Origin of the sequence: Streptomyces sp. NPDC001410 (assembly GCF_042895235.1) — a bacterium.
In the GTDB taxonomy this organism is placed as follows: domain Bacteria; phylum Actinomycetota; class Actinomycetes; order Streptomycetales; family Streptomycetaceae; genus Streptomyces.
The window spans coordinates 336319-347789 of record NZ_JBIAWE010000008.1 but is presented as its reverse complement, the minus strand read 5'-3'; the positions used below and the strand labels follow the sequence as shown (position 1 = coordinate 347789).

General features: G+C 68.1%; 11 protein-coding genes and 1 pseudogene. 6 read left to right on the top strand and 6 right to left on the bottom strand.

What is annotated here, in order from left to right; genetic code table 11:
- Positions 1-137: 137 nt before the first annotated feature.
- Positions 138-791 carry a TetR/AcrR family transcriptional regulator gene (locus ACFY3C_RS19845; protein WP_390771668.1) on the top strand — a complete coding sequence of 218 codons (654 nt, stop codon included), beginning with the start codon at positions 138-140 and terminating at the stop codon, positions 789-791.
- A gap of 460 nt (positions 792-1251) precedes the next feature.
- On the opposite strand, the pseudogene ACFY3C_RS19840 reads toward ACFY3C_RS19845, so the two are convergent.
- The 5 genes and pseudogenes from ACFY3C_RS19840 to ACFY3C_RS19820 form a co-directional block, all read right to left on the bottom strand.
- Positions 1252-1377, bottom strand: a pseudogene (locus tag ACFY3C_RS19840) (protein phosphatase); the annotation flags it as partial.
- 461 nt (positions 1378-1838) lie between these two features.
- The gene (locus ACFY3C_RS19835) at positions 1839-2228 is read right to left on the bottom strand and encodes an SsgA family sporulation/cell division regulator (RefSeq protein ID WP_390771667.1); all 390 of its coding nucleotides are present in this window, start codon (positions 2226-2228) and stop codon (positions 1839-1841) included.
- Between the two features lie 555 nt (positions 2229-2783).
- A complete protein-coding gene (locus ACFY3C_RS19830; protein WP_030645456.1) occupies positions 2784-3113 on the bottom strand; it encodes an NIPSNAP family protein in 330 nt (109 codons plus the stop codon).
- Between the two features lie 40 nt (positions 3114-3153).
- Positions 3154-3576, bottom strand: coding sequence for an SsgA family sporulation/cell division regulator (locus ACFY3C_RS19825; RefSeq protein WP_384470099.1), 423 nt, complete (start codon positions 3574-3576; stop codon positions 3154-3156).
- Positions 3577-3820: 244 nt separating this feature from the next.
- On the bottom strand, positions 3821-4234 hold the full coding sequence (locus tag ACFY3C_RS19820) for a hypothetical protein (RefSeq protein ID WP_390771666.1): 414 nt from the start codon (positions 4232-4234) through the stop codon (positions 3821-3823).
- Between the two features lie 755 nt (positions 4235-4989).
- Between ACFY3C_RS19820 and ACFY3C_RS19815 the strand changes: the two genes are divergently transcribed.
- The 5 genes from ACFY3C_RS19815 to ACFY3C_RS19795 all read left to right on the top strand — a co-directional run bounded on the left by ACFY3C_RS19815 (position 4990) and on the right by ACFY3C_RS19795 (position 9910).
- Positions 4990-5208 (top strand): ferredoxin, encoded by a 219-nt coding sequence (locus ACFY3C_RS19815; protein ID WP_390771665.1) that lies wholly within the window; start codon positions 4990-4992, stop codon positions 5206-5208.
- Entirely contained in the window at positions 5205-6608 is a 1404-nt protein-coding gene (locus tag ACFY3C_RS19810) for an NAD(P)/FAD-dependent oxidoreductase (protein ID WP_390771664.1), read from the top strand. Before ACFY3C_RS19815 ends, ACFY3C_RS19810 begins: the two co-directional genes overlap by 4 nt.
- A gap of 61 nt (positions 6609-6669) precedes the next feature.
- Complete coding sequence (locus tag ACFY3C_RS19805) at positions 6670-7944, top strand: cytochrome P450 (protein WP_390771663.1); 1275 nt, start codon at positions 6670-6672, stop codon at positions 7942-7944.
- A 23-nt stretch (positions 7945-7967) separates the two neighbouring features.
- Positions 7968-9011, top strand: coding sequence for an NAD(P)-dependent alcohol dehydrogenase (locus ACFY3C_RS19800; protein WP_390771662.1), 1044 nt, complete (start codon positions 7968-7970; stop codon positions 9009-9011).
- A 221-nt stretch (positions 9012-9232) separates the two neighbouring features.
- Entirely contained in the window at positions 9233-9910 is a 678-nt protein-coding gene (locus tag ACFY3C_RS19795; RefSeq protein WP_390771661.1) for an HdeD family acid-resistance protein, read from the top strand.
- Between the two features lie 279 nt (positions 9911-10189).
- Here ACFY3C_RS19795 and ACFY3C_RS19790 read toward each other — a convergent pair whose 3' ends face one another.
- Complete coding sequence (locus ACFY3C_RS19790; protein WP_390771660.1) at positions 10190-11293, bottom strand: AI-2E family transporter; 1104 nt, start codon at positions 11291-11293, stop codon at positions 10190-10192.
- Positions 11294-11471: the final 178 nt, after the last annotated feature.

Sequence of the window (11471 nt, the reverse complement as noted above, 5' to 3'; positions counted from 1 at the left end):
TGGAAATGTGAAGCAAGCCCGCTCGCCGTGGTGGGCGCTGTGATTCAGGTCATTTCCATACGGTGTACGAAACTGATACCGTACGAGGTATGGAGAAGAAGGTGAGGCGTCCCCCGCGGGGAACGAGGAAGAGGGACGTGCCTCTGACCGAGGCCGGGATCTACGCCGCCGCCCTGCGGCTGATAGACGCGGACGGTGTCGAGGCGCTCACCATGCGCAAACTCGCCACCGATCTCGACGCGAACCCGATGTCGCTGTACCACCACGTGCCGAACAAGGAAGCGGTGCTGCGTGGCGTGACGAGAATGGTCGGCGCCCAGTTCCGCACCGTGACGCTGGAGGATGCTCCCTGGCAGGAGCGCATCCGCCTGCTCGCAACGGACTTCCGGACCCTGGCGCACCGTCACCCCGAACTGATGGCCTACTCGTTCAGCCATCAGCCCGACTTCATCCAGCCCGACGACCCGTTCTGGACCGCGCTCACCGCGATCGTGGAGGCTGCCGGGGTTCCGCAGTCAGAGGTCTCGGAGATCGCGGCGCTGATGGTCGCCGTCGTCATCGGCGTCCTCACCGCAGAACTAAACGGCGCACTCCACCAGTGGTCGACCCTCAAGCCCCACGGCCCTGAAGCCGACGCAGACGGGGCCACGGACGCACACCCTGGCTCTACGGGTGCGGCCCCCGAAGGCCCTGACCAGGACCACATGTTCCGCCTCGTGATGGACACGCTGATCACGGGCCTGGAAAGCCGCCTCACCGCCGGTCGTGACGGCCGGCACGCCGGCCATTGAGCCAGTCAGCCTGAGACGCTGCGCCCCAGGCACTGGCTGCTGAGGCGCACCCGCAGTCGGGCGATCTCAGGCTGCGACACACGGGAGCCACCCCGTCACATCGGTGAGACCGCCCGGCGGGGTGGTTCCACATCCAAGCTCTACACGGCAGCCGTATGTCGACGCTGAACCGTGAAATGACCATGGTCGTTGGCTTGTTCCTGGTCTCCCTCCTGGAGGGGAACCGTCGGCCTCGTCGAGCTGCCGACTCCAGCAGCACCCGGCCTCACTGCTCGCTGGGGCTGCCGCCACAGCCAGAGCCGCAAGACGATCTGGCTCGAGCAGCGCATCGAACGTTGTTCCTACTGAGCCCCCGAACTCGTGGTCGACGCATCCGCTCACCGCAGAGCTCCGTCCGTCGTCGCGCCTACAGGGAATCCCATGCCGGGGATCCAGCGGACCCCTTTTCGCTCAGCTCGGCTCAGACCGTCTTGACGTGGCGGGCGTGCCGCGTTCCCCAACGCTCGGCGAACTGAGCGACCAGGAGCAGACCCCGTCCCCCCTCGTCGTAGGTGCGGGCCCGGCGCAGGTGAGGTGTCGTGCTACTGCGAGATCTCTTCATCGGGCAGCCGCCCGTCCCAGCAGCCGTCCATGAGTCGAGCAGTTCAGCAGGCTCGGCCAGCACTCCGGCTGACCGGAACTCGGCCGTCGTCCACCAGTGGGCTTGCGAGGCGAGCGCGAAGCGGACAAACGGCGGCCAGACTTCCGCTGCAGGGCGCACCACGACGACGTAGACGCCTTCAGATGCGTCCCTGCGGCAGAGCCTGCCGATGAGCGGCGAGCTACGGAGCGCGGGAAGGTGGGCGACGCGACGCAGGTAGCGGGTTGCCGCGTGGCGGCTGGTCTCACCGGGGCGGGTCGGCCGCGGAGTCGCGGCGAACATCCTGACCGAGGCTGGCTTCGGCCCGACCCTCTCGACGCCACGACTGCTGACAGCCACTCACCATGGCGGTGAACACCGAGGTGCAGACGTCCGTGTGCCTGTCTCAGGTCGCACCCTGACAGGACTCACCTTTCGGCGAGGAAGTGCGCCAGCAAGCGGTCGAAGTCGCTGTGGTCAAGCTCGGCCCCCCGGGGCACCACTGCCTCCGTTTCCTGCAGGAACGCCTTGAATTCCTGCGCTGGGGCCTTGAGCAGGGCCGTACCGGACGGCGGGTTGAGAAGGATGTACAAGTCGCGGCAGCCCTCCTCGCCGGTGGGCCATATGTGAACGTCTCCCTCGCCGACGGGGCCCTCCAGGCCGTCGATCAGCAAATCGCGCCCGATGATCCATTCCACCGACTCGTCGCTGTCGACATCGGTGGTGAATGCGACATGGACCACGTAGGGATCACTCGGCTCGTACCGCAGATTCATGATCATGGGCAAGGACGTCGCATACACGCCGACAAGCTTCACAGGTAGCCCCTGGATCACAGTTCTCAATGACTTCATTGGGTCTTACTCCTGGTGTTTCGAGTCATCCGGGGAGGGCCATCGGAAGGGCTGTCGTCGGATTCAAGGGGGCTGCACAGAGACGCGGTTACTGCGAGGACCGGTGGCGGTCGGCACGAGGACACCCGCAGGAGCAGTTCTTCGTGCCGTCGCAAGGGCGCCCGGCCGACGGGAGCAGGCGAGGCCACTGCCGGCCGGGGCCATCACGGAGATGTGGCCAACGGTGGTTGCCGGACAAAGGGCGCCCTTGCCCTCAGCGATCGACGCTGTACCGGTCGTGGTTGTAGTGAACCGACTCGTCGCGGTCCCCACCTCGACGCCGGCCGTGGTTGCCGGGGCCCGGTCACGCAGTGCAGAGCCGTCCTTGGACCGGTCGGCATGCTGTCCGAGTCCGAGGAGATGCACATGACCGCACAGGCGCCCGCCACTGGTGGGTCGTCATCGACGACACCGGAACCACCATCGCAGGGCCGCCGGATACCGGCCCTTCTGGCCGCCTCACTCGTCGCAGGCCGACCGTCAGCGCAAGGGAGAGTCCACGGTGGGCGTCAGCAGGGTCTCGTCGAGGCCGACGATCTGGCTGATGTCGAAGCCCTCCATGTCCGCGCGGAATTCAGGACTCGACAGGTATGCCTCCAGCCGCTCCTGCACGTCGTCGGCGTCCTTGTAGGAAACGAGGGCGTACAGCCGGGGAGTGTCGCTTCCGGGCGCCGCGGGCACCGTCCAGACGCCGTGGGTGGTGATCCGGTGCTTGGCCATACCGGGAATGTGCTGGGCCCAGATCTTCTCGTAGGCGGCGAGCGCGTCGGAGCTGCGCAGGGTGTAGACGCGAAGCTGGTACTGGGACATGACACTGGTTCCTTTACTTCTGAGCATGGATGGTCGGCGGTCAGCCGTGGGGGAGGAGGTGTGCCAGTTCGGCATCCCAGTCGATGAGTCCGGACTCGGTACCCCGTGGCACCAGAGCCTGGGTGTCTTGAAGGAAGGACGAGATGTCCTGCACGGGCACCTCGAGCAAGGCGGTGCCCGCGGAAGACCCGAGGGCGATGTAGATCGACTGGTCCCCCCGCCCCGCGGCCGACCAGATCCGGACGTCCGCGTGGCCTGCGGAACCCTTCAGACCGTCAGCCAGAAGATCCCGCCCCAAGACCCATTCGACCGGCTCGTCGCAGTCGACGAAGAAGGCGGCACGGACGACATAGGGATCAGCGGGCTCGTAGCGCAGACGTACGCAGAGGGGCAACGAGTAGACGTGCGAGACGACCAGCTGCACGGCCACTCGCCGTTCTACGACCTTCAAGGACTTCTTCATCGGCTTCCGCTCCCGGGTATGGCTCGGCGGTGCCTCACATGGGCCTGTGGCGAAGAGACGGCGCGGGCGGAGGCGGTACAGCAGGGCGCGGGCACCGGACGGCGCTGGCGCACCGCATGATGAGTGGCGCTGCACTCACTCGGCCGGCAGTCGGGGACGTCACCCCCCGACCGCCAGCGGGATCCCCGCCGCCGGCAGGGGCAGGGCCGAGGAGAACTGCTTGCGCCCATGGCCGAGACCCGTCTCACCGGTCGTCGCGGCTCAGGTCGTGGCGGTGCCTGCCCCCGCCGTCGTGCTCGCAGCGGTTCCCGTCGTGGCGGTAGTACCTGTCGGACGTCCAGCCGTGTCCCACGCCGTTCCAGCGGTAGAAGTGACCATCGCGGTAGTAGAGACCGTCGCAGTCGTGCCGGGTCGAATCGGTGCCGTGGCGGTCCTGGTGCCAGCCGCGGGTCTCGTCGCAGGAATAGCCCCGCTCGAGCAGGTAGCCGACACCGTGGTCCCATCTGTAGTCAGCGGCCACGGCCCTGTCGGTCGGGTGCTGGGCGTGCGCGGACGCAAGGGGCGCGGCCGAAGCAGTGCCACCGGCACCGAGAACGGCGGCACCGGCGACCGCGACGGAGGAGACAGTGAGGGCGATGCGCTTCGCGAGCTTGTTCATGATCTTTCCTTCCCGAGGGGGTGATCTGCGCCAACGGCGGTTCTGCCAGGCGATGTATGACGCCCGGTGTGGTCCGAGCGGGCAGTTCCATACGTCGTATGGAAGCACGCTTTCATTGTTACCATACGTCGTATGGAAATGTCGAAGTGACGAAGGTAACCGTTGACCGGCTGGCACAAGCGCCACCAGATGTCGCTCTTCAGCGCGAGCTGCCTGTCGCCGGCCCCCTCTGCACGCTGGCCTTCCTTGCTTTGGCCGCGGCAGTGTGTGTCCACCCGGCGCACGCGCCAGGACGCGGTCGGGTTGGCCGGACGGGCGGGACGGCGGTCGGAGCGGGACTTGGTGATCGGTGGCTTCACCGGCCCGGAGATCGCCGTAGCCCGCGGAGTGAGGTCTCGAAGTCACGGATGCATCCAGTACGCCGCAGCGGCGGATTTGCGATCGTCAGAAGGCGGGACGAGTATTTTTTTGGGGCGTGATGACCGGGGCACCCCCTGATGCCGACACCGTCGATGCAGCGCCCCCGTCTGGTTACGCCCACGCTCACAGCCGACAAGCGTCACCGTGAAGGAAGCGGCGCAGCGAACAGGACCGAACCTGCTCATTCGGTGGCCTGGCCGGGGCGACGGATGGGGCATCCGGCCCCGTCGCCCTGCCGGGAGGCTTGAGAAACCGGCCCGTGGCTTCATGACCGAGGCTGCATGACCGGGTCGATGGTCGCCGTGGGGCGGAGTCGGAGCGGAAGGAGTCTGCCCATGCGGATCGTCGTGGACCTGAATCGGTGCCAGGGATACGCGCAATGCGTGTATCTGGCGCACGAGGTCTTCAGGTTGAACGGCCAGGAGGCGCTCACCTATGAGCCGAACCCCGATGACGAGCGGCGCCTGCAGGTCGAGCGAGCGGCTGCGGCATGCCCGGTGCAGGCGATCGTGATCGACCGCTTGGACGGCGCGAAGCGGGACGAGACGCCATGACTCTGCGGGCAACGGTTGCAGAGCTGGTGCGCGAGTTCCGGGCCAGCGGCCGGATCGTCATCGTGGGCGCTTCCCTGGCCGGGCTGCGGGCCGCGGAGACGCTGCGCGAGGAAGGCTTCACCGGTTCCCTGACCATCATCGGGGACGAGCCGTACGAGCCCTACGACCGTCCGCCGCTGTCCAAGCAGGTACTCAAGGGCTGGGTGCCGGCCGACCACACGAAGCTGCCCCGCATGCGAGAAGTGGATGCGGACTGGCGGCTCGGGGTGGCCGCCGTCGGGCTGGACCGGGTCACCAAGCAGGTGCGCCTGGCCGACGGGGAGCAGGTGCCGTACGACCGGTTGCTGATCGCCACGGGCACCCGCGCGCGGCAGTGGCCGAACCCGGCCGAGGCCGCACTGCACGGGGTCCACACGATTCGTTCGCGTGATGATGCGGAGCAGTTGCAGAAGGCGCTGGCCGAGCCGCCGTCGCGAGTGTTGGTCATCGGCGCCGGGTTCATCGGCTCGGAAGTGGCCTCTGTCTGCCGGGAGCTCGGCATCCCGGTGACCGTCGTCGAGCGGGGTTCGGCGCCGCTGGTCGGGGCGCTGGGCGGGGTGATCGGGGAGATCGCGGCGCAGATGCAGCGTGATCACGGCGTGGACCTGCGCTGCGGGCTGGGCGTGTCGTCACTGGAGGGCGACTCCGGTGGGCACGTGCGGCGTGCGCATCTGTCCGACGGAACCACCGTCGACGCCGATGTGGTGGTGGCTTCGCTGGGGTCGATCCGGAACGTGGAGTGGCTGGAGGGCTCGGGGCTGGCGGCCGGTTTCTGGGGCGTCGGGTGCGACGCCGGTGGTCGGGCCTTCGACATCAACGGTGTGGTCACCGACAGCATCTACGTGGCAGGGGACGTGGCGCGTGCGCCGCATGTGCTGTACGAGTACCAGTTCCTGGCGATGGAGCACTGGGACAACGCTGTATTCGGTGCGGAGGTCGCGGCGCACAACATGGTGAACCTGGAGCCCCACTATCGTCCGCATCTGCTGCTGCCCGGCTTCTGGTCCGGTCAGTTCGGCGTGAACATCAAGTCCGTCGGCGTGCCGCCTTTCGGTGACGAGATCGTCTTCACTCAAGGGTCCGTCGAGGAGCGCCGTTTCGCTGCGGCCTACGGTCACCGGGGCCGCATCGTCGCGGCCGTCACCTTCGATCACGGCAAGTGGCTGGAGCACTACGGGAAGCTGATCGAGCGATCCGGTCCGTTCCCGCCTCCGCCGCCGGGCTGGGACCAGCCGCCCGACATGAAGCCGGTGCCGGCCGAGTTCCCTGACCCGAGGGTCCCGACGGCTGTCCCCGACGTCGTCCTGACCGGACACGCCCCGAGCGAGCGGACGGCCGAGTTCCGTCCGCGGCGTCACTGACACGCCCGCCGGGCCAAGCCTGTAGGCGGACAGCATCGACAGGAAGAAGGAGGGGAGCCTCGTGGTCGAGGAAACCCCCTGGCAGCAGGCCCTCCGGTATGCCAACCGCGCCAACCCGTACCCCTTCTACGAGGAACTGCGCAAGACACCGGTGGCGCGGCAGCCGGACGGCACCTATGTCGTCAGCACCTACCGGGAGATCGTCGCGCTGCTCCACGACCCCCGGGTCAGCTCGGATCCAGGCAAGTGCCCCGTCCCGGCCGCGGCCCCGGCCGAGGGAGCGGTGGAGGCGGAGACCGAGCCGATCACGGAGGCGGTCATCTCTTTGGAGCCGAACATCATCACCCAGGATCCACCCGAGCACGATCGAGATCGCCGGATGATGACGCCGCATTTCGTCGGCCCTCCCCATTCCCCTCACCTGATCTCCGACCTTGAACCCGAGATCCATCGCATCGTGGCCGGGCTCCTGGACGACATGCGGGGCAAGACCCGGATCGACGCCGTCGACGACTACGCCTACCCCCTGCCGGTGACGGTGATCTGCAAGGTGCTGGGCGTGCCACTGGAGGACGAGTCACGCTTCCACCGCTGGATCGAAACGGCCCTGGACGCTTTGGACTTCGGCCCCGAGGCCGCCTCCGAAGAGATGCAGAGCCGGCTGGCCGGGGGGCGGCAGGCCGTGCAGGAGTTCGGGCAGTTCGCAGCGGATCTGCTCGACCGGTACGCCCGGCAGCCCGGCCCGGGCATGCTCTCGGCGCTGGTGAACGAGGACGGTCCGGAGGAACGGATGTCCCAGGGCGTGCTCGCGAGCAACGCCCTGCTCCTGATCTTCGCGGGACACGAGACCACGGTCAACCTCATCGCCCACAGCGTGCTCACCCTGTTGCGCCACCCCGACGCGCTCGAAAGGCTGCGCCACCGGCCCGAACTGATCGTGCCCGCGGTGGAGGAGCTGCTGCGCTTCGAGTCGTCGGTGCAGTTCTGGCACACCCGATCCGCCCTGGAAGACATCGACATCGCCGGCACCACCATCCCGAAGGGAGCGCCGATCTTCCTGGCGTACGGCTCGGCCAACCGCGACCCGGAACGGTTCACCGACCCCGACGTTCTCGACCTCGAGCGCCGCGACAACCAGCACCTCGGATTCAGCCAGGGCATCCACTTCTGCTTCGGCGCCCCGCTCGCGCGACTCGAGGTCCAGCTTGCGGTCGGCGAGTTCGTCCGCCGGGTGCGGAACCCCCGGCTGGTCGAGGACCCGCCGCCGTACCGTCACAACCAGATTTTCCGCGGTCCGCGTCACGTCCTGGTCGACATCGACGGCATCCGCGACTGACCAGCATCGCGTAAAGGATCGCCATGCGGGCTTTTCAACTCGTCGGCTGGCGGCAACCGCCAGAGCTGCGCGAGGTGCCGGTACCCGGGCCCGGCGCGGGCCAGGTCCTGGTGAAGGTCGCGGGTGCCGGTGCCTGTCACTCAGATCTGCACATCATGCAGGCACCCGGACCGCTGCCCGGCTTCACGAACCTTCCCTTCACACTCGGCCACGAGAACGCCGGGTGGGTGGAGCAGCTGGGACCGGGCGTCACTGGCTTCGCGCCCGGGGACCCTGTGATCGTCTACGGCGCCTGGGGCTGCGGAGGGTGCGCCAACTGCCGTGAGGGCAGGGAAAACTACTGCCAGAACCTCGGTGGTGAGGGCCCGGGTCTGAGAGGCGGTCACGACGGCGGCATGGCCGAGTATTTGTTGGTCCCGGCGGCGCGCTACCTGATTCCGCTCGGCGCCCTCGATCCCCGCCAGGCCGCCCCGCTCAGCGACGCCGGACTGACCGGCTATCACGCTGTGAAGCGGTCGCTGCACCTGCTGGGACCGGGCTCGACCGCGGTCGTGATCGGGGCCGGCGGTCTGGGCCAGATGACCATCCAGATTCTGCGCGCGCTCAGCGCGGCGACCACCGTCGTTGCTGTGGACACCGACGCCGGAAAGCTGGAGACCGCCCAGCGCTTGGGTGCCGAGGAGGCTCTGCTCTCGGGCGACGAGGCGATCGCGCGCATCAGGGATATGACGGCGCAGCAGGGCGCCCAGCTCGTGCTGGACATGGTGGGCATGGACGCGACACTGCGGATGGCTGCCCGGGTGGCCAGGGTGCTCGGGCACCTGACCATTGTCGGCCTCGGTGGCGGAACCCTTCCCGTCGACTTCTCCAGCCCGCCGCACGAGTGCTCGGTCGCCTCGCCCTACTGGGGCTCCCTCACCGAACTGATGGATGTGATCACGCTCGCCCAGCAGGAGAAGATCGAGGTGCTGGTCGAGCACTTCCCCCTGCAACGCGCGAACGAGGCTTACCAGCTCCTGCACGACGGCAGGATTCAAGGACGTGCCGTCATCGCCCCCCACGGGTGAATGCGGTCTTCAACGCGAACGGACACCGCGACTGTGTCTGGCCGCCGTCATCCGCGGGGTCCGGCGAAAACGGCCCCGGCTTCCGCAGGACGAAGGGGCTTGCTCGGACTACCTCATGCGCCACGGACCCTCGCCCTCCCCACCGAGCGGCATGAGGCTGATCGGGTGACGATGGACATGTAGTGACGTGACCACGCTGCTCACAGAAGGAGGTAGGTGCCATGACATCTCCTTCCGATTCCCCCGGTTCCGTTCCGCCACGTGGCACCGAGCCACACGAGGGTCCTGCGGCCGTAGGTATCGCCGCCCTGGCGAACGTGGGCTGGCAGATCCTGCTCACCATGGGCCTCGCCACCATCGCCCTGGGCGTCATCGCGCTGGTCTGGCCGGGCGAGACGCTGCGCGTCGTCGGCGTGCTCTTCGGCGTCTACCTGTTGGCCACCGGTGCCTTCCAACTCGCCGCCGCCTTCGGCACCCACGTCCCCCGGCATCTTCGCGTACTGCACTTCATCACCGGCGCGGCCTCCGTCCTGTTGGGACTGATCTGCTTCCGGGGCCCCCTCGAGTCGGTCTTCCTGCTCGCCCTGTGGATCGGCTTCAGCTGGCTGCTTCGGGGCACCTTGGAGACGGTCGCGGCGGCTTCCGATCAGACCATGCCGGCGCGCGGCTGGCACGTGGCCTTCGGCATCATCGGCACCATGGCCGGCATCGTGATGATCGTCATGCCGTTCGCCTCCATTGCGACACTCACGCTGGTAGTGGGCGTCATGGCCATAGTTCTGGGCCTGACCGAAGTGGTCCGCGCCATCAGGACACGCGTCGAGATCGGTCGTCTGGCTGCCGGCACGGCCCCCCAGCGGCGCCCCCTGTTCCACGCACGCCCGCACGCCCAGCACTGAGCGGCGGAGCCGGACCGACCGGGCGCCGGCGAGCGGCGACATTACGCCACCTGCCCGGGCCGTCGGCCGGCGAGCGCTCCTTCGCGGGCATCGAAGTGGGCGCGGTCACGATGACGAAGCCGGCGTCGTGCGGCGCGCCCAACTCGGCGGGGCGATCTGGGGCATCGGCACATTCATCAGGGCCGCACTCACGTTCCGCCCGAGCCGGGGAAGCGGAGAAGCCTCGTCGACCTGAGCGAACTCCTCGTTGCGCTTGGGCTGCCGGATCCCGTGAGGCCGTTATTCGGGGGCGTCGGAACGGTCGGCCTTCTCGGGGCTGTTGTCTGTCCGTGTCGGCAGCCTCAGTGGCCGACCGCCGCGGTGAGCCCAGATGTCACCGAGGACGACCTGGATGATGCCGGTGACGGGAATCGCCAGCAGGGCACCGAGGATCCCGGCGACTTCGGCGGCGATCAGGGTGGCCAGCAGCACGGTGAGGGGGTTGAGTCTCACCGTCCGAGACAGGATGACCGGTTGCAGGACATGGTTTTCGGCCTGCTGGTAGACGATGAAGAAGATGACGGCCGCGATGCCGGCCGGCAGGGAGTGGACGAACGCCACTCCGGAGGCGACGACAGCTCCTATGGTGGCTCCCACCAGGGGAATGAGGTCGGTCACGGCGACGAAGAGGGCCAGCAGCCCGGCGAACGGCACTCCGGAAACCAGCAGCACGACGTAGGTCAGAAGCCCGCAGATGACGCTGATCAGCAAGTTCCCGGTCAGATAGCCGTTGACGGTGCGAGCGCAAGCGGCTCCGACGCGGCGTATGCGGGCCGCGGGCGCCTCGTCCACGAGGGCCAGGGACCGGTCTATGGCCCTGGGACCCTCCAGCACCATCACATAGGCCAGCACGAAAATCGTGACGACGCCTGCCGTGGTGCTCGCGGCGCTGCGAAGGAACCTCATGGCGGGCGTGCTCAGTCCGGTGGCGAACGCGCGGATCTGCGCCTGATGCTGCTGGAGATACTGCAGAGCGTGCGTCCGCTCCAACAGGTTGCCGACTGGTCCGCGGCCGGCCTGGGCGTCCCTGATCATGACGGGCAGACGACCGGCGAACCGGCTTCCCTCCTGGGCCAGGGGGATGACGAACAGGGCGACCACCGCGCCGACGGCCGCGGCCGCGGCCAGGAAGACCAGCAGGGCGGCCACCGACCGTCGGCATCGCGGCAGCCGTCGCTGCAGGGCTTCGACCGCCGGATGAAGGGAGACGGCCAGGAACAAGGCGATGACCGCCCAGATCAGGACCCGGCGAGCCTGGACCACCAGCTCAAGTACGACGTAGGTGGCGAGCACCAGGCCGATGGTGGCGAGGATGGTTCGCACCGGAACCGGATGCGTCGCCATGGGCACCGAGTGCCCAGCCCCGGTCACGGGAAAACGAGGAGCCCTCTTCGGGCCGTGGTGATGGATGCTTCGGCCGTCCCCAACGGATTGCCCCCGAGGCTGCCGTGTCCGTCACGTCCCGGGCGTTCTCGCCTCGTTCGGCTGGCGTTGGAGAAGGCCCCGGCCGGACTCTCATCCG

What these genes read in the sequence shown, in the direction of transcription:
- ACFY3C_RS19830 (WP_030645456.1), bottom strand. Translation starts at nt 3,113, where the DNA reads ATGTCCCAGTACCAGCTTCGCGTCTACACCCTGCGCAGCTCCGACGCG.
- ACFY3C_RS19825 (WP_384470099.1), bottom strand. Translation starts at nt 3,576, where the DNA reads ATGAAGAAGTCCTTGAAGGTCGTAGAACGGCGAGTGGCCGTGCAGCTG.
- ACFY3C_RS19820 (WP_390771666.1), bottom strand. Translation starts at nt 4,234, where the DNA reads ATGAACAAGCTCGCGAAGCGCATCGCCCTCACTGTCTCCTCCGTCGCG.
- ACFY3C_RS19815 (WP_390771665.1), top strand. Translation starts at nt 4,990, where the DNA reads ATGCGGATCGTCGTGGACCTGAATCGGTGCCAGGGATACGCGCAATGC.
- ACFY3C_RS19810 (WP_390771664.1), top strand. Translation starts at nt 5,205, where the DNA reads ATGACTCTGCGGGCAACGGTTGCAGAGCTGGTGCGCGAGTTCCGGGCC.
- ACFY3C_RS19800 (WP_390771662.1), top strand. Translation starts at nt 7,968, where the DNA reads ATGCGGGCTTTTCAACTCGTCGGCTGGCGGCAACCGCCAGAGCTGCGC.
- ACFY3C_RS19795 (WP_390771661.1), top strand. Translation starts at nt 9,233, where the DNA reads ATGACATCTCCTTCCGATTCCCCCGGTTCCGTTCCGCCACGTGGCACC.
- ACFY3C_RS19790 (WP_390771660.1), bottom strand. Translation starts at nt 11,293, where the DNA reads ATGGCGACGCATCCGGTTCCGGTGCGAACCATCCTCGCCACCATCGGC.